17 protein-coding genes are annotated in these 14,663 nt (G+C 62.5%); 7 read left to right on the top strand and 10 right to left on the bottom strand.

Annotated features, from left to right (window positions below; genetic code table 11):
- Positions 1 to 16: 16 nt before the first annotated feature.
- From purQ to purC, 3 genes are all read right to left on the bottom strand, one after another.
- Positions 17 to 685: a phosphoribosylformylglycinamidine synthase subunit PurQ gene (gene purQ / locus AC0NIL_RS21985; RefSeq protein ID WP_275954654.1), complete on the bottom strand. Its 669-nt coding sequence runs from the start codon at positions 683 to 685 to the stop codon at positions 17 to 19.
- Positions 686 to 955: 270 nt separating this feature from the next.
- Entirely contained in the window at positions 956 to 1,198 is a 243-nt protein-coding gene (gene purS / locus AC0NIL_RS21980) for a phosphoribosylformylglycinamidine synthase subunit PurS (RefSeq protein ID WP_013532128.1), read from the bottom strand.
- A 43-nt stretch (positions 1,199 to 1,241) separates the two neighbouring features.
- Positions 1,242 to 2,036, bottom strand: coding sequence for a phosphoribosylaminoimidazolesuccinocarboxamide synthase (gene purC / locus AC0NIL_RS21975; RefSeq protein WP_013532127.1), 795 nt, complete (start codon positions 2,034 to 2,036; stop codon positions 1,242 to 1,244).
- Between the two features lie 274 nt (positions 2,037 to 2,310).
- On the opposite strand from purC, the gene AC0NIL_RS21970 reads away from it, so the two are divergent.
- Both AC0NIL_RS21970 and AC0NIL_RS21965 read left to right on the top strand, forming a co-directional pair.
- Positions 2,311 to 2,631 carry a DUF1476 domain-containing protein gene (locus tag AC0NIL_RS21970; RefSeq protein ID WP_013532126.1) on the top strand — a complete coding sequence of 107 codons (321 nt, stop codon included), beginning with the start codon at positions 2,311 to 2,313 and terminating at the stop codon, positions 2,629 to 2,631.
- Between the two features lie 128 nt (positions 2,632 to 2,759).
- Positions 2,760 to 3,533 (top strand): HpcH/HpaI aldolase family protein, encoded by a 774-nt coding sequence (locus AC0NIL_RS21965; protein ID WP_013532125.1) that lies wholly within the window; start codon positions 2,760 to 2,762, stop codon positions 3,531 to 3,533.
- Between the two features lie 38 nt (positions 3,534 to 3,571).
- Here the strand turns inward: AC0NIL_RS21965 and AC0NIL_RS21960 are convergent, their stop codons facing one another.
- Positions 3,572 to 4,741, bottom strand: coding sequence for an acyltransferase family protein (locus tag AC0NIL_RS21960; RefSeq protein WP_275954653.1), 1,170 nt, complete (start codon positions 4,739 to 4,741; stop codon positions 3,572 to 3,574).
- Between the two features lie 167 nt (positions 4,742 to 4,908).
- Positions 4,909 to 5,457: an RBBP9/YdeN family alpha/beta hydrolase gene (locus tag AC0NIL_RS21955; protein ID WP_064995489.1), complete on the bottom strand. Its 549-nt coding sequence runs from the start codon at positions 5,455 to 5,457 to the stop codon at positions 4,909 to 4,911.
- 249 nt (positions 5,458 to 5,706) lie between these two features.
- On the opposite strand from AC0NIL_RS21955, the gene AC0NIL_RS21950 reads away from it, so the two are divergent.
- Entirely contained in the window at positions 5,707 to 6,519 is an 813-nt protein-coding gene (locus AC0NIL_RS21950) for a VOC family protein (RefSeq protein ID WP_013532122.1), read from the top strand.
- A 125-nt stretch (positions 6,520 to 6,644) separates the two neighbouring features.
- Here the strand turns inward: AC0NIL_RS21950 and purB are convergent, their stop codons facing one another.
- The 3 genes from purB to AC0NIL_RS21935 all read right to left on the bottom strand — a co-directional run bounded on the left by purB (position 6,645) and on the right by AC0NIL_RS21935 (position 9,258).
- Complete coding sequence (gene purB, locus AC0NIL_RS21945) at positions 6,645 to 7,952, bottom strand: adenylosuccinate lyase (protein ID WP_275954652.1); 1,308 nt, start codon at positions 7,950 to 7,952, stop codon at positions 6,645 to 6,647.
- 59 nt (positions 7,953 to 8,011) lie between these two features.
- Positions 8,012 to 8,425: a hypothetical protein gene (locus AC0NIL_RS21940; protein WP_275954651.1), complete on the bottom strand. Its 414-nt coding sequence runs from the start codon at positions 8,423 to 8,425 to the stop codon at positions 8,012 to 8,014.
- 107 nt (positions 8,426 to 8,532) lie between these two features.
- A complete protein-coding gene (locus tag AC0NIL_RS21935; RefSeq protein ID WP_013532119.1) occupies positions 8,533 to 9,258 on the bottom strand; it encodes a DUF2259 domain-containing protein in 726 nt (241 codons plus the stop codon).
- Between the two features lie 127 nt (positions 9,259 to 9,385).
- Between AC0NIL_RS21935 and AC0NIL_RS21930 the strand changes: the two genes are divergently transcribed.
- Positions 9,386 to 9,640: a DUF2171 domain-containing protein gene (locus AC0NIL_RS21930; protein ID WP_013532118.1), complete on the top strand. Its 255-nt coding sequence runs from the start codon at positions 9,386 to 9,388 to the stop codon at positions 9,638 to 9,640.
- 9 nt (positions 9,641 to 9,649) lie between these two features.
- On the opposite strand, the gene AC0NIL_RS21925 is transcribed toward AC0NIL_RS21930, so the two are convergent.
- A complete protein-coding gene (locus AC0NIL_RS21925) occupies positions 9,650 to 10,675 on the bottom strand; it encodes a P1 family peptidase (protein WP_473541386.1) in 1,026 nt (341 codons plus the stop codon).
- On the bottom strand, positions 10,675 to 11,748 hold the full coding sequence (locus AC0NIL_RS21920) for a branched-chain amino acid ABC transporter substrate-binding protein (RefSeq protein ID WP_473573820.1): 1,074 nt from the start codon (positions 11,746 to 11,748) through the stop codon (positions 10,675 to 10,677). Before AC0NIL_RS21920 ends, AC0NIL_RS21925 begins: the two co-directional genes overlap by 1 nt.
- Before the next feature lie 179 nt (positions 11,749 to 11,927).
- Between AC0NIL_RS21920 and AC0NIL_RS21915 the strand changes: the two genes are divergently transcribed.
- The 3 genes from AC0NIL_RS21915 to AC0NIL_RS21905 are packed head-to-tail and all read left to right on the top strand — an operon-like array spanning position 11,928 to position 14,629.
- Positions 11,928 to 12,455, top strand: a complete 528-nt coding sequence (locus AC0NIL_RS21915; protein WP_013532115.1) for a flavin reductase — start codon at positions 11,928 to 11,930, stop codon at positions 12,453 to 12,455.
- Positions 12,452 to 13,381 carry an AAA family ATPase gene (locus tag AC0NIL_RS21910; RefSeq protein ID WP_013532114.1) on the top strand — a complete coding sequence of 310 codons (930 nt, stop codon included), beginning with the start codon at positions 12,452 to 12,454 and terminating at the stop codon, positions 13,379 to 13,381. The genes AC0NIL_RS21915 and AC0NIL_RS21910 overlap by 4 nt, the downstream gene beginning before the upstream one ends.
- 3 nt (positions 13,382 to 13,384) lie before the next feature.
- Positions 13,385 to 14,629 (top strand): vWA domain-containing protein, encoded by a 1,245-nt coding sequence (locus AC0NIL_RS21905; protein WP_473573819.1) that lies wholly within the window; start codon positions 13,385 to 13,387, stop codon positions 14,627 to 14,629.
- Positions 14,630 to 14,663 lie beyond the last annotated feature (34 nt).

The raw sequence follows: 14,663 nt of genomic DNA, 5'->3' as shown, positions 1-14,663 counted from the left end.
GTTCGCTTCGATATCGTCAGGCAGCGATGCCGAGGGCGCTCTCGAACAGTCCGCGGCCGTCGGTACCGCCATGAGCTGCTTCGATCAGGTTTTCCGGATGCGGCATCAGCCCGAGCACATTGCCTTGGCTGTTGACGATGCCGGCAATGTCGTTGATCGAGCCGTTGGGGTTGGTGCCCTCTGCATAGCGGAACACCACCTGGCCTTCGCCTTCGAGACGGGCAAGCGTGTCGGCGTCGGCGAAATAATTGCCGTCATGATGCGCGACCGGCGAGCGGATGATCTGGCCCGGCTGATAGCGGCGGGTGAACATGGTGTTGGCATTGGTGATCTCGAGCTTCACCTGCCGGCAGACGAATTTCAGCGAGGTGTTGCGCATCAAGGCACCCGGCAACAAGCCGGCCTCGACCAGGATCTGGAAACCGTTGCAGACGCCGATGACCGTCACGCCCGCGGCCGCTTTTTCGGCCACTGCCCGCATGACCGGCATGCGCGCGGCGATCGCGCCGCAGCGCAGATAGTCGCCGAAGGAAAAACCGCCCGGAATGGCGATCAGATCGACATCGGGGATTTCGGTGTCGGTTTGCCAGACGGTGACCGGCGGTGTTCCCGAAATCTTGGTCAGCGCCGCGATCATCTCGCGGTCGCGATTGAGGCCAGGCAGGAGGACGACGGCTGATTTCATTTCGTTCGTAAGGCCTTTGTGCTTCGGCGAGTTCGCGCAACTCGAAGCGCTGCTCAATCCGTTCAAGATGTTGATCGATACGGCCTGCTATCGCGTAGATATTGTTGACGTCCGTTTGCGTGCTCAACGCCTGCAAGCCTGATCGCTACAATCTCGTGCTTGACTTCGCCCAGGCCACTCTCAAGTCGATCCGTTCGTGAATGGATTTTCTTGAGAAGCTCGTACATCGGTTCATTCGTGACTTCAGGCATCCGTGCCTCCGGCACAGCCTTAGGTAAGCGTCACACTATAATTCTCGATCACCGTATTCGCCAGCAGCTTGTCGCACATGGCCTTGAGGTCGGCTTCGGCCTTGGCCTTGTCGCTTTCCGCCAGCTCGACGTCGAACACCTTGCCCTGCCGCACCGTGCCGACGCCGCCGAAGCCCAGGCCGGACAATGCGTGTTCGATCGCCTTGCCCTGCGGGTCGAGCACGCCGTTCTTGAGGGTGACGGTAATGCGGGCCTTGATCACGCTGGACATGCTCCTGTTCTGATTATCGGGTCGCAAACCGCGATCAGTGCGGCTTGCCTTTGAGGCCGTCGGTCGAGGCGACGAGCACCGGGCCGGTCGGGCGCGGCGGCTCGTTCTCGTTCATGATGCCGAGGCGGCGGGCAACTTCCTGGTAGGCCTCGACGAGGCCGCCCATGTCGCGGCGGAAACGGTCCTTGTCGAGCTTGTCCTGCGTCGCCACGTCCCACAGGCGGCAGGAGTCCGGCGAGATCTCGTCGGCGACGACGATGCGCATCATGTCGCCTTCGAACAGGCGGCCGCATTCGATCTTGAAGTCGACGAGCTGGATGCCGACGCCCATGAACAGGCCGGAGAGGAAGTCGTTGACGCGGATCGCCAGCGCCATGACGTCGTCGATCTCCTGCGGGCTCGCCCAGCCGAACGCGGTGATGTGCTCTTCCGACACCATCGGATCGTCGAGCGCGTCGGCCTTGTAATAGAATTCGATGATCGAGCGCGGCAGAACGGTGCCTTCCTCGATGCCGAGCCGCTTGGACAGCGAACCGGCGGCGACATTGCGCACCACCACTTCGAGCGGAATGATCTCGACCTCCTTGATCAGCTGCTCGCGCATGTTCAGACGGCGGATGAAATGGGTCGGAATGCCCATGCGGTTCAAATGGTTGAAAATATACTCGGAAATGCGGTTGTTGAGGACGCCCTTGCCGTCGATGACCTCGTGCTTCTTCTTGTTGAACGCGGTTGCATCATCCTTGAAGAACTGGATAAGCGTGCCCGGTTCGGGTCCCTCATAGAGTATCTTGGCCTTGCCTTCATAAATGCGGCGGCGATTTTTCATCTGATTTTTCTCTGGGGTTCCGGACAGGCGGTATCAGACCATTTCCTGTCCGTCTGCCTGAAATAGTGCGGCTACGGTAGGGTTCAATGCCGGGTCTATCCCAATCACATCGTTTGCTCAATCGGCAAATCCTTCCAATCAACCGCTTTCGGGACTGAAATGCCGCAGCGCAGCATGCGATGAAGCATATTGACCGGCCCGCGACCTTTTGGTTTGTGCTTTGACAACGCACATATTCACCGCCAACGAATCGAATTTGACCCGGAGGGACGCCATGAGCAGCATGAAAGACCGTGAAGAGGGCTTTGAGCGTAAATTCGCATTCGACGAGGAGCTTCGGTTCAAGGCCTCGGCGCGCCGCAACAAGGCGCTCGGCCTGTGGGCCGCCGAAAAGCTCGGAAAGTCCGGCGCCGATGCCGACGCCTATGCCAAGGAAGTGGTTATCTCCGACATCGAGGAGGCCGGCGACCACGACGTGTTCCGCAAGATCCGCGGGGATTTCGACGCGGCCGGCGTCGAGCAGTCGGACCACCAGATCCGCCGCACCATGGACGAACTGATGGCGCAGGCGATCGAGCAGATCAAGAACACCTGATCCGGGCCATGCGCTGATCCCGCGGCCATACGCTGGACCAATCGACCGCCCGGCCTATCCGGGCGGTTTTTCTTTGCCTTTGCCGCCGTTTCCGGCTGAAACTGCGGTCGCTAACAAGGAAAGAGTTCATGTCCCTGAAGTCCCGCCTCGCGGCCGATGAAACGTTGTTCACCGCATGGTCCGGTGTGCCGGATGCCTTGACGGTCGAGATCGTCGCCAAGCAGGGTTTCGATGCCGTCACGCTCGACATGCAGCATGGCGGCCATCACGAAGACAGCGTGCTGCGTGGCCTGGTGCCGGTGCTCGCTACCGGCAAGCCGGCGCTGGTGCGAATTCCCGTTGGCCGTTTCGACATGGCAAGCCGCGCGCTCGATTTCGGCGCCGAGGCGGTCATCGCGCCGATGGTGAACTCGGTTGCCGACGCAAAACTGTTCGCCGCCGCCATGAAATACCCCCCGGTCGGCGAGCGCTCCTGGGGCCCGACCTACGCTTTTCCCCGCCACGGCCAAGGCGACCAGGCCGACTGGCTGCGCGACACCAACCAGCGCACCATGGCCTTCGCCATGGTCGAGACGCGTGCAGCCCTCGATGCGCTCGATGGCATCCTCGATACGCCCGGCATCGACGGCATCTTCCTGGGCCCGTCGGATTTCTCGATCGCCTGGAGCAATGGCGCCACGGTCAATTCGACGCTGGAAAGCATGATGGAGACGGTGGCGTCGGTGGCCGAGCGCACCCGCAAGGCCGGCAAACATGCGGCGATCTACGTCGTCGAGCCGGCAATTGCCGGCCGGGTCGTGTCGATGGGCTATCGCCTGCTGGCCATGGGCTCGGAGCATGCGCTGATTTCACTGGGCGCAAAGACCCTGCTCAAGGGCATCAAGGATTCGATCGGATCCTGAACCCGAACCGGACGCACTGCCGTCACAGCGCCGGGCGGTTAGGCGCTCGACGCCGCAGGCGCCGCGGCGATAGGTCCGCCGCGCCTGAACCTGTTGAACAGGGCGCCGACCATCTGGACCCACCAGTTGTTGAAGGTCATGAGCGGCAACGCCGCGAGGATCGAACCCAGTATGGCGGCGGCGGCGCCGAGTGCGGTGGAACCGCTTGTCAACAAAACCCATGACCCCAATGAGCAGATAACGGGTACATGCACGAGGTAGAGTGGGAAGGACAGGTCGCCCAGAAAACGTGCCACCTTACCCGAGAGCCATGATAGAGGCTCATCCACACTCAGCACCGCGTAGACCAACATGACGCTTGCCGGGATGGCCACGCAGGCTTGCCGCAGGCCCACATCGGAAGCCACGTCAAGCACGGCTAACGGGCGATATATGCCCACGGCACTCCCCGCATAACCCAGCAGCGCCAGGGAAACCATCACCATGGCGCCTCTCACCCACCGATTCGGGCGAAAATCCATGGCGAGAAGCGGATAGAGCAAGAGGCTGGCCGGAAAGGCACAAAGAAAGTAACTGACTTGCAGCGCCAGGAACACGACTGCTGCTATGCAGACCCAGAAGGATAACGTCCAGCGGCCTTGAAGGAAAAAGACGATCGGGGCGAGGGCGAAGGTCAGCATGCTCCCCCAGAACTCGACCGTCATGGTCCACAGGCTGCTGTCATAATATTCGTCGCCGTAGATGAACGTCCGCCACGCCCCTTGCAGAAACGCGTCGGCGAAACTCGCAGTCTCCGACGATAGCACCTTTGAAGCATTGCCGAAACTTCTCAGCCAGTCGGATTGGGTGACGGCGGCCGCATCCTTGAAGAAATACAGGTCGAGCTTGAAGATGATGCAGGATGCCAGCGTCGTAACGAGTACCGGGCCGGCCAGTCGTGGCAGGCGCTTGATCGCACCCAACCGCAGATCTTGTGCCTTGCTGGTCTGAAAATAACGCTTCACGAGCACGTAGGAAGACAGGACGAAAAACAGGTAGACGGCGGAGCCGCCATTGAACGCGACGAAAGCCAGGCTTGTTTTGAGCGATTGCCCGGCCAAGTCTCCCTCGCCTTCCATCAATGGCGCAAAAGCACGCAAACAATGCCCATTCAGAACTACGAGCGCGGCGACACCTCTTAACAATTCGAGTGAAGCATCCTTGGCCAAGTAGGGGCTTTCTTTGAATAATTGCTATTTAGTACGCGCGAATATAATCGTTCGGCGAACAGAGTTCGCCGTTGCTGGAGAGATTATCGCGATCTGCATTAAATTATTGTTCACGCAAGCCGGATGGCCTGCCGAGCAGCTTCGTGTTCAGGCTTTGACCGTATATATTACAGGTCCGTCAGGAACTTGGCGAAGGTCATCGAGCCTTCGGGCCACGGTCCGAAGCCCGAATCCGCGTTGAGATGACCGGTTTCGCCGGCATCGATGAACAGCGAGCCCCAGGCACCGGCAATGTCTTCGGCGACATCGAAGGCGCAGAACGGATCGTTGCGGCTGGCAATCACGATCGAGGGAAAGGGCAGCGGCTCACGCGGGTAGGGGCCGAAGGTCATCAGGTGCCTGGGCCTGATCTCGGGGTTAGCGACATCGGGCGGCGCCACGAAGAAGGCCCCGGCGACCGGCTTGCGGAATTGCGGAATGGCTTGCACTGCCGCGGCGACGCCAAGTGAGTGCGCGACCAGGACGACCGGCCGCTCGGCCTCGTTGACCGCCTTGGCGACGCTCGCCGTCCAGTCCTCGCGCACCGGCTTCGACCACTCCGCCTGTTCGACGCGGCGCGCCGTCGACAGCTTCGACTGCCAGCGGCTCTGCCAATGGTCGGGGCCGGAATTGGTGTAGCCCGGCACGATGAGAATATCTGCGTCTCTGACCTTCATGGCGCTGAGATAGCGAGCGGCATCGCTTCGTGCAACCGGCAGAAACGCCACGTTTGATCACAATAGTGAACACCATGTTCGCTTCTTCGCGTCTTGTGTGAACGATGCGGATGGACAATCTGTGGTCAGGAAAAGAAACAGCCGTGCGCGGGAACCCTGACTTTGGAACTGACACGACGTACAATGATCGGCGGAGTGGGGTTTCTCGCTTTGGGAGCTTCATCGCAGGCCGGTCGAACGGAGCATTTGATGAGCGAGTTGCCTTTTGCCGCCACCACCCCGGTCAGCGTTGCCCGCGTCGGGCTGAAGGCGCGCGACGCGGAAAGCCTTGCCGCATATTATCGCAGCATCGTCGGTCTGCAGGAACTGAGCCGCGCCGATGGGGCGATCACGCTGGGCGCCGCCAACCGTCCGTTGCTGGTCATCGAGGCCGATCCTTCGGCCAAGCCGGATGATCCTCGCAGCGCAGGCCTGTTCCATACTGCCTTCCTGCTGCCCAGCCGTGCCGATCTCGGCCGCTGGATCAACCACGCCATATCAAACAAGATCGCCATCGAGGGCGCTTCCGACCATCTGGTCAGCGAAGCACTGTACCTGACCGATCCCGAAGGCAACGGCATCGAGATCTATGCCGACCGCCGTCCGCAGGACTGGAAGTGGAATGGCGACAAGGTGGCGATGGCGACCGAGCGGATGAACATTCCGTCCGTCGTTGCCGAAGTGCCTGCGGGTGACGCCGGCTGGCAGGGCGCGCCGGAAAACAGCGTCGTCGGCCATGTCCACCTGCGCGTCGGCAGGCCGGAAGACGCCGAAGCCTGGTGGAACCAGGAATTCGGCTTCGACACGGTGGCCAAATATGGCGGCCAGGCGGTGTTCCTGTCGTCAGGCGGCTATCACCACCACATCGGCGCCAACGCCTGGCAGAGTTCGGGCGCCGGCCGCCGCGATCCCAGCCGGTCGGGTCTGGCCTGGGTGGAGATGCGTTCGGACAATGTGACCAGCCCGGTGACCCGCGAAGATCCATGGGGCACGGTGATCAGGACTGTTCCCGGCAAGGCTTGATTTGAGGGCTGCGCCAAGCTGGAGCACCCCTCAACCGTCGCGGCGTTGCGCGCCGATCCACCTTCTCCCACAGGGGAGAAGGTGAAGCCTGCCGCTCGCGGCCAGCGACGGTATAGCGCTTTGCCTCAGGCTTTGCCAAACACCCGCTTGAAGATCGTGTCGACATGCTTGGTGTGATAGCCCAGGTCGAATTTCTCGCGGATTTCGGCCTCGGGCAGGGCAGCGGTCACGTCCTTGTCGGCCAGTAATTCTTCAAGAAAATCAGCGCCTTGCTCCCACACCCTCATGGCGTTGCGCTGGACCAGACGGTAGGAGTCTTCGCGAGACAACCCAGCCTGCGTCAGCGCCAGCATGACACGCTGCGAATGCACGAGGCCGCGGAACTTGTTCATGTTCTTCAGCATGTTGTCGGGATAGACGAGCAGCTTGTCGATGACGCCGGTCAGCCGTGACAGTGCGAAATCGAGCGTCACGGTGGCGTCAGGGCCGATCATGCGCTCGACCGAGGAGTGGGAAATGTCGCGCTCATGCCAGAGCGCCACATTCTCCATCGCCGGCATCGCCATGGAGCGAACCATGCGGGCAAGGCCGGTGAGGTTTTCGGTCAGCACCGGGTTGCGCTTGTGCGGCATGGCCGAGGAGCCCTTTTGGCCCGGCGAAAAATACTCTTCCGCTTCGAGCACTTCGGTGCGCTGCAAATGCCTTATCTCGATCGACAGCCGCTCGACCGACGAGGCGATGACGCCGAGCGTGGCAAAGAACATCGCGTGGCGGTCGCGCGGGATCACCTGCGTCGACACCGGCTCGGGCTTCAGGCCGAGCTTCGCCGCCACATGTTCCTCGACATAGGGGTCGATGTTGGCGAAGGTGCCGACCGCCCCGGAGATCGCACAGGTGGCGATATCCTCTCGCGCGTGCACCAACCGCTCGCGGCAGCGCGAGAACTCGGCATAGGCTTGCGCCAGCTTGACGCCGAAGGTCGTCGGCTCGGCATGGATGCCGTGGCTGCGGCCAATGGTGACGGTGTTCTTGTGCTCGAAGGCGCGGCGCTTGAGCGCTGCAAGCAGACCGTCGATGTCGGCGAGCAGGATGTCGCTGGCGCGGGTCAGCTGTACGGCGAAGCAGGTGTCGAGAACGTCGGACGAGGTCATGCCCTGGTGGATGAAGCGGGCGTCCGGTCCGACGAATTCGGCAAGATGGGTCAGGAAGGCGATGACGTCATGCTTGGTGACGCGTTCGATCTCGTCGATCGCCTCGACGTCGAATTTTGCGGCACTGCCCTTTTCCCAGACGGTTTTTGCCGCTTCCCTGGGGATGACGCCGAGTTCGGCCAGTGCGTCGCAGGCATAGGCTTCGATCTCGAACCAGATGCGGAACCGGGTTTCTGGCGACCAGATGGCTACCATTTCCGGCCGGGAATAGCGAGGGATCATCGGTCAGTCCTGACATATCGAGAAGTTTGCCCGCGTCCTAACAGAGGCGAGCAAAATGCTCAACGCCGCTGGCGCGCAAACCAGACGCCCGCGGTAAACAGAGCGATGAAACCAACTGGAAAATAGAGCCGGATGCCCAGCACCACGAATTGATAGAGCGCAATCAACGTCGTGAAGACGAACTGGAGGACCCAGGTGCGGGTGAAAGCAGGCGCATGCCACTCGGCGTAGTAGGAGCGGTACTGCAGGGCAAACAGCCCGCCGGTCAGGCCGATCGTCGCCGCTGCTAGGCACACGAAGGCCGCGGCGAAAGCGACTTCCCAGCGTCTTCCCTGCGAGACCAGCCGCGCCGCAAACAGGCCGATGGGGAAGGCCAGCGCAGCTCCCGCCGCAAACAGCATGGTGACAATGAGGATTTTCGCCGGCGTCTCCCAGTCGCCCAAAAACAAGGTGAGGAGCGCGCTGGCGCCCATTGTCACAGCCCACAACAAGGCGCCGACAAGTGCTGTGCGCGGCGTCGGTATCGCGCGGCGAAGGCGGTTCAGCGCACGATCGCGCGCGGCGGGTTGAGCAGGGGGTGTCACAGGCGGCCGGTCACCGCGATCCAGCGAAAGTCCGGGCCTTCAAAGCCGTATTGGCGCACCGCGATCAGCACGGCATAGGCGCTGAGGCTGTCCATGGAAAAGGTCTGCACGGCGCCGATGCGATAGCCGTTCGGGCAACCCCGGCTTTTCGGTATCGCCTTGTCCTCGTGCAGCAGCTTGGTCGTGCCGCCATCCTGCGCCTCGATGCGCAGCAGCCGGAAGCCGTTGATTTCGCCCTGGCTCTCGCAGCCATCGGCGTTGTTCATGCCCAACTCGTCGAGCCGGAACTCGAGCGGTGGGTCGACCGGAGTGAAGATCGGGCGCGGATTGACCGCCATCCGGTGCGGATCCGCCGAAAGCTCGGTCACCGGGTTGAAACCTGCGGTGATGCCGCGGTTGGCGTCCAACTCGGCCTGGCTGACAATGGATTCGCCTTTTTGCCGGGCCTGAAGGCGCACCGCATCCAGTTTGGCATTCTCGTCCTCAAGCCGGACCCGGATCGGCGTGCCCTTCAGAAAGCTGTCGGTGCTGGTGTCGATGTAGTAGCGGTTGGCATAGGGAAAGCCCGATCCATCCTGCACGCCATATTCCTCGAAAGCGAAGACGCTGCCGTCCTTGGTGAAGCCGAGGATCTCAAGTTCAGCGACATCGCCGGCATGAGCCGCGATCGAGGTCGCAAGCTGTGCAAGCAGGCCAACGGCAAACAGAAAGAGCATTCGCATCGGTCTTCACCCCGTGATCGTTTCAATCCCCTAGCACGACGGAATCAAAACGTCGTGCGGTGCGAAAGCCGATGCATCCAATCGGCCCGTCATTTGTTATTGTCGGCAGTCCCAATGGAGAACCACCATGACCGACACCAGCAAAATTCGTGAGCATATGGAAGTCGTCGGCGCCGATGGCGTCCATGTCGGCACTGTCGACAAGGTCGATGGCCAGCGCATCAAGCTGACCAAGGCCGATAGCGGCGAGGGCGCCCACAAGGGCCATCACCACTACATTCCCCTGAGCCTGATTGCCGAAGTCGACGGCAAGAAGGTCTGGCTGTCGGCGAATTCTGATGTCGCGGTGACGTTCGAGGAAGAAAAGTCCGATCCGGTCTGATTGATCGCTTCACTTCATGCGTGACGACCAGACCGGAAACAGATCGTTTTCGGCAGGCGTCGCGGCATAGACGCCTCGGCTGATGGCGCGCGCCATGGTGGCGCCGGCGGCGGCGTAGAGATCGATTGCTGCATCGGCGGAGAGTTCGATACCGCTCGTGCCGGTCGCCAGCGCGAACACAAGGTCGCCATCGGCCGGCGTGTGCGTCGGCCAGATGGCGCGCACGAATCCATCATGCGCCGACATCGCCAGGCGCTTGGCGGCAGCCTTTGTGAGCACTGCATCGGTGGCAATGACGGCGATGGTGGTGTTGCCGCCGGTCTCCGTCTGCCGGCCAAAATGTTTGTCGCGGTACTTCAAAAGAATCCGTTTCGCCTCGTCAGGCATCGGCGAGGGATAGCCAAGCCCACCGAATTCGTCGCCGATTTCGAACGGTGCCGCCCAGAAATGGCGGGTTCGGCCTGTGGTCACCGAACCGGTCGGATTGACGGCGGCCAGCGCGCCGATGGTGACGCCATTGTCGAGCAGCGTCGAGGCGGAGCCGAGGCCGCCTTTCAGCCCCGAAGTGAGCGCGCCGGTGCCGGCGCCGATGGTGCCGAGTTGGAAATCGGCGGTGGCGGTTTGCGCGGCTTCATAGCCAAGCTCGCGGTAGGGCGGATAACGGCCCCAATCCTTGTCGCCGCCATTGCGCAGGTCGAACAGGATCGCCGACGGCACGATCGGAACGCGAAAACCGCCGACCTCGAGGCCGATGCCGCGTTCACGCAACGCCGCCTGCACGCCGGAAGCTGCGTCGAGGCCGAAAGCCGAGCCGCCCGAAAGCACCACGGCGTGCACCACATCGACGGAATTGTGCGGTTCGAGCAGGTCGGTCTCGCGGGTGCCCGGCGCACCGCCCAGGATCTGAACGCCGGCCACCGTGGACGCATCGCAAAGCACGGTCGTTACCCCGGATTTCAGCCTGGCGTCGGACGCATTGCCGACGCGCAGGCCGGCAACGTCGGTGATCAGGTTGCGTGGGCCGGTGCGAAACATCAGTTGCTTTCCAAGGGCGCAAAGCGCGTGCCATCGAAGCGGAAGACGCGGTAGGGGCTCCGGCTGAGATCGCCTTTCGCATCAAACCGGATCGGCCCGATCGCCGTGGTGAAATCCTGTCCGGTCAGAGCTTCGGTCAGTGGTTTGCCCGAGCTTTCTGACAAGCCCGACGCTGCCTTGGCGATTTCGACCGCCGCAAAGGCCGGCAGCGTATAGCCGTCGGGCACCACCTTCTGCGCGGCAAAGGCCGCCAGCACTTTTGGATCGGCGACATCGGCCCATTCCGGCGGTGCGATCATCAGTGTGCCCAAGGAATAGGGCACGTCGCCGGGCGGCGTGCGCAGATTCTCACCGCCGGCAAAGACGATGCCCGCCTGAAGCTGTGCGGCATCGCGGCCCATGATGGCGATGTCGTCGCCATCGCCGCCGGCAAAGACATGCGACGCGCCGGCCTTCTTCAGCCGACCGATCATGCCGATCTGATTGTCGAGCTGGGGCCGGAACGTGTCGACGAACACAGGTTTCAGCGCTGCCTGTTCGGCCGCTGCCCGCAACGTCTCGGCGATTTCACGGCCGTAGATGGTGCCGTCGTCGATAATGGCGAACAATTCGTTTTGCCACAGGCGGGTGAGGGCTGACGCGACCGCATTGCGCTCATCGTCGCCGCGTGGTCCGAGGCGATAGACCGGCCAGCCGGTCTTGGCGCGGCGGTCGGTCAGGCTTTCGGTTCGCACGCCAATGGTGATGACCGGAATGTTGGCGTCCTTCAGGATCGGCATCGCCGCCTCGATCGCCTCGGTGCAGAGAAAGCCGACCACGATATTGACCTTGACGGCTGCGAATTCCCTGGCCGCGGCAGCGCCGCCATCGGCGGTGCAGGCATCATCCACGGTCTTGAGTTCGATGCCGTCCGCTTCGGCGGCCATACCGGTACCGGCCTCGATCTGCTTGCCGAGAATGGCCGATGGTCCCGACAGGGGCGCCGAGACGCCGACCAGCAGCGTCCGGGCATCCGCACCACTGGCCAGGAACAGCCAGAACAGCGCCGCTATTGTTCTTGTCCTGGGTCGCATTCGAGCGATGGGATCCTCCGGGCCGGTCCTATGCTCCCGGCACTGTTGCCGCCAAGACCTAAAGGCTGCCCGGCCTTGGTGCAACACGCGAATTTCGGGATATGGCTCAGGCACTTCGCTTGTGGCGGGCTATGTCTGGCCATATATGTCGATAGGATCCTGACAATGGAAAAAATACGGTGCTGAAGAAGAACGACATTGGGCCGCAGGCCTATCGCGACGCGATGAGCCACTTTGCCGGCCACGTCCATGTGGTCACCACCGACGGGCCGGCCGGCAAGCGCGGCGCGACGGTGATCGCGGCCTGCTCGGTTTCGGACACCCCGCCGACCATTCTGGTCTGTCTCAATCGCGAAAATCCCAAGAACGAACCGTTCGTGAAAAACGGCAGGTTTGCCTTGAACACCCTGGCTTCCCACCAGGAGCCGCTGTCAGTCGGCTTTTCCGGAATCACCGGCTTGCCGGTCGAGGAGCGCTTCGCGCTCGGCGAATGGGACGTGATCTCCACCGGCGCGCCGACGCTGAAGGGTGCGCTCGCCGTGTTCGACTGCGAATTGATCGATACCAAGGACCTGGCCACCCATCGTGTGCTTTTTGGCAAGGTGACAGGCCTGCGGATGGGCGATAATTTGCGGCCGCTGATCTATCACGCCCGCGGCTACCACGTACTGGAAAGCGGAGCGGCGGCGTTCACGGAGAAAGAATGACCGAGCTGAAACCGCGCGCCGCGCCACGGACGATCGACGAGACGCTCGATCTCCTGACCGGCGCGGACTATGTGGCGGACCGGTCGCTGGCGACCGTACTGTTCCTGTCGTTGCGTATGAAGCGGCCGCTTTTCCTTGAGGGCGAGGCCGGCGTCGGCAAGACCGAGATCGCCAAGGTGTTGGCACAGGCGCTCGGCCGCCGGCTGATCCGCCTGCAATGCTATGAAGGCCTTGACGTCTCGTCCGCCGTCTACGAGTGGAACTACGCCGCGCAGATGATCGAGATCCGCATGGAGGAGGCGGCCGGCAAGGTCGAGCGCTCCGCCATGGAGCGCAACGTCTTCTCCGAAAAATACCTGATCCGCCGCCCGGTGCTCGATGCGCTGACCGGCAAGGCGGGGGCTGCCCCGGTTTTCCTGATCGATGAGCTCGACCGCACCGACGAGGCGTTCGAGGCCTTCCTGCTCGAAATCCTGTCCGACTTCCAGGTGACGGTGCCCGAGCTCGGCACCATCAAGGCGGAAGAGCCGCCGATCGTCATCATCACCACCAACCGCACCCGTGAGATCCACGACGCGCTGAAGCGGCGCTGCCTCTATCACTGGGTCGACTATCCCAATGCCGAGCGCGAGTTGGAGATCGTGCGCCGCAAGGTGCCGCAGGCCAACCAGCGCCTTTCGGCCGAAGTTGTCTCCTTCATCCAGAAGCTGCGCCAGATCGAGCTGTTCAAGGTGCCGGGTGTCGCCGAAACCATCGACTGGGCCGGCGCGCTGACCGAGCTCGACAAGGTGGCGCTCGATCCGGAAACCGTCTCCGATACGATCGGTGTGCTGTTGAAATACCAGGACGATATTGCCCGCATCGAGCAGGGCGAAGGCCGGCGCATCCTCAACGAGGTGAAGGCCGAGCTTTCGGCGGCGGAGTAGGCGATGCCGCGCCCCGAGCCAAAAGAGGCCATGCCGCACGGGCGGATCGCCGACAACATCGTCTATTTTGCCCGCACCTTGCGCAAGGCTGGCATGCGGGTGGGGCCGGCCTCGGTCAAGGACGCCATCGAGGCGGTGCTCGCCGCGGGCATCGGTTCGCGCGACGATTTCTACTGGACGCTGCACGCCGTGCTGGTGTCGCGGCATGAGGATCACGCCATTTTCGACGAGGCCTTCCGGCTGTTCTGGAAGTCGCGCGAACTGATCGAAAAGATGCTGGCGATGTTTTCGCCGGTGGCGCCCGACACCAGGGAAAAGCAGAAGCCACGCGCCGCTGAAAACCGGGTCAGCCAGGCGATGTTCGAGGGACACCAGAAGAACCAGCCGCCACAGGAAATTCCCGAGATCGAGGTCGACGCCCGCTTCACCTTTTCCGGCAACGAGGTGCTGCGGGCCAAGGATTTTGCCCAGATGAACGCCGCCGAGATGGCCGACGCCAAGAAGGCGATCGCGCAGTTGCGGTTGCCTTTCGACATGGTGCGGACGCGGCGCTTCAAGGCCGATGCGCATGGCCGCCGCATCGATCCGCGCGCCATGATGCGTTCGGCCGCGCGCACCGGCGGCGAACTGATCCTGCAGAAATTCCGCTCAGCCCGCGAGGTTCATCCGCCACTGGTCGTGTTGGCCGACATTTCCGGCTCGATGAGCCAGTACACGCGGATTTTCCTGCATTTCCTGCATGCGCTGACGGAAAAAAGGCGTCGCGTGCACACCTTCGTCTTCGGTACCCGGCTGACCAATCTGACGCGGCAGATGCGCCATCGCGACCCGGATGCAGCCCTTGCCGACTGTTCGGCGGCGGTCATGGACTGGTCGGGTGGCACCCGCATCGGCGACACGCTGGCCGAGTTCAACCTGATATGGTCGCGTCGCGTGCTGGGGCAGGGGGCGGTCGTGCTTCTGATCACAGATGGGCTGGAGCGCGACGATGTCGCCGGCCTGTCGGAGGAGATGGAGCGCCTGCACAAATCCTGCCGGCGGCTGATCTGGCTGAACCCGTTGCTGCGCTTCGACGGCTTCCAGGCGCGCGCCCGTGGCGTCAAGGCGATGCTGCCGCATGTCGACGAGTTCCGCTCGGTGCACAATCTCGATGCGCTCGCCGATCTCTGCGCGTCATTGGACAAGAAGTCGGCACAATCCGTCGATCCGCGCCGATGGCTGGAAGCTGGCGCGAGGCGCGCCGCATAACCATATCCTTCCCATCCGGAAAACAGATCCCGAG

It is taken from the genome of Mesorhizobium sp. WSM1343, from assembly GCF_055901535.1.
Note: the sequence above shows the minus strand (reverse complement) of the source record. Positions and strands in the feature narration are given on the sequence as shown.

Bases quoted from the DNA above. Each gene is read 5' to 3' on its own strand.
- AC0NIL_RS21940 (WP_275954651.1), bottom strand. From the start codon at position 8,425: ATGGGCGCCAGCGCGCTCCTCACCTTGTTTTTGGGCGACTGGGAGACG.
- AC0NIL_RS21950 (WP_013532122.1), top strand. From the start codon at position 5,707: ATGAGCGAGTTGCCTTTTGCCGCCACCACCCCGGTCAGCGTTGCCCGC.
- AC0NIL_RS21920 (WP_473573820.1), bottom strand. From the start codon at position 11,748: ATGCGACCCAGGACAAGAACAATAGCGGCGCTGTTCTGGCTGTTCCTG.
- AC0NIL_RS21925 (WP_473541386.1), bottom strand. From the start codon at position 10,675: ATGTTTCGCACCGGCCCACGCAACCTGATCACCGACGTTGCCGGCCTG.
- AC0NIL_RS21965 (WP_013532125.1), top strand. From the start codon at position 2,760: ATGTCCCTGAAGTCCCGCCTCGCGGCCGATGAAACGTTGTTCACCGCA.
- AC0NIL_RS21935 (WP_013532119.1), bottom strand. From the start codon at position 9,258: ATGCGAATGCTCTTTCTGTTTGCCGTTGGCCTGCTTGCACAGCTTGCG.
- AC0NIL_RS21970 (WP_013532126.1), top strand. From the start codon at position 2,311: ATGAGCAGCATGAAAGACCGTGAAGAGGGCTTTGAGCGTAAATTCGCA.
- AC0NIL_RS21910 (WP_013532114.1), top strand. From the start codon at position 12,452: ATGACCGAGCTGAAACCGCGCGCCGCGCCACGGACGATCGACGAGACG.
- purC (WP_013532127.1), bottom strand. From the start codon at position 2,036: ATGAAAAATCGCCGCCGCATTTATGAAGGCAAGGCCAAGATACTCTAT.
- purQ (WP_275954654.1), bottom strand. From the start codon at position 685: ATGAAATCAGCCGTCGTCCTCCTGCCTGGCCTCAATCGCGACCGCGAG.
- AC0NIL_RS21905 (WP_473573819.1), top strand. From the start codon at position 13,385: ATGCCGCGCCCCGAGCCAAAAGAGGCCATGCCGCACGGGCGGATCGCC.
- AC0NIL_RS21930 (WP_013532118.1), top strand. From the start codon at position 9,386: ATGACCGACACCAGCAAAATTCGTGAGCATATGGAAGTCGTCGGCGCC.
- AC0NIL_RS21955 (WP_064995489.1), bottom strand. From the start codon at position 5,457: ATGAAGGTCAGAGACGCAGATATTCTCATCGTGCCGGGCTACACCAAT.
- purB (WP_275954652.1), bottom strand. From the start codon at position 7,952: ATGATCCCTCGCTATTCCCGGCCGGAAATGGTAGCCATCTGGTCGCCA.